The organism is Metasolibacillus sp., assembly GCF_025291715.1.
Lineage (GTDB): Bacteria > Bacillota > Bacilli > Bacillales_A > Planococcaceae > Metasolibacillus > Metasolibacillus louembei.
Genome location: NZ_JAMBIZ010000067.1, coordinates 1 through 1030 on the forward strand (window position 1 = coordinate 1; position 1030 = coordinate 1030).

Here is a 1030-nt window from a genome sequence, read left to right on the forward strand (position 1 = left end):
AAGCCGTATCATTCGTAAAGAACGTCCAGATGCAATCTTACCAACATTAGGTGGTCAAACAGGCCTGAATATGGCTGTTGAACTTGCGAAATCAGGCATACTTGAAGAGTGCGGAGTTGAAATTTTAGGAACAAAATTATCAGCAATCGAGCAAGCGGAGGATCGTGATCTATTCCGTACCTTAATGCAGGAATTAAATGAACCAATTCCATCTAGTACTATTATTCATACGCTAGAAGAAGCACATGAATTTGTAAAAGAAATTGGATATCCAGTTATTGTTCGCCCGGCATTTACGATGGGGGGAACAGGTGGCGGAATCTGTAGTAATGAAGAAGAACTAATTGAAATCGTATCAGGTGGATTAAAACATAGTCCGGTAACACAATGTTTATTAGAAAAGAGCATTGCTGGTTGTAAGGAAATTGAATATGAAGTAATGCGTGATTCAAATGATAACGCGATTGTAGTATGTAATATGGAAAATATCGATCCAGTTGGGGTTCATACAGGTGATTCTATCGTTGTAGCACCGAGCCAAACATTAAGTGACCGTGAATATCAAATGTTACGAAACACTTCATTACGAATTATTCGTGCATTAGGAATTGAAGGTGGATGTAACGTTCAGCTTGCACTTGATCCACATAGCTTCCAATACTATGTAATCGAAGTAAACCCGCGTGTAAGTCGTTCATCTGCACTAGCATCTAAAGCGACTGGATATCCAATTGCAAAATTAGCAGCGAAAATTGCAGTCGGCTTAACATTAGATGAAATTATAAATCCAGTAACACAAAAAACATACGCTTGTTTCGAACCAGCATTAGACTATGTTGTTTCAAAAATTCCGCGCTGGCCATTTGATAAGTTTGAATCAGCAAACAGAACACTTGGTACACAAATGAAGGCAACTGGTGAAGTTATGTCAATCGGACGTAACTTAGAGCAATCATTATTAAAAGCGGTTCGTTCTTTAGAGCTTGGCATTTATCACTTAGAATTAGACCACTTAAAAGAACTTGATAAA

At 38.1% G+C, this 1030-nt stretch carries 1 protein-coding gene; it reads left to right on the forward strand.

The window, feature by feature from the left end:
* Window positions 1-1030 (forward strand): ATP-binding protein (locus M3Z76_RS19610; RefSeq protein ID WP_295657551.1); only part of this gene is annotated, 1030 nt, incomplete at both ends.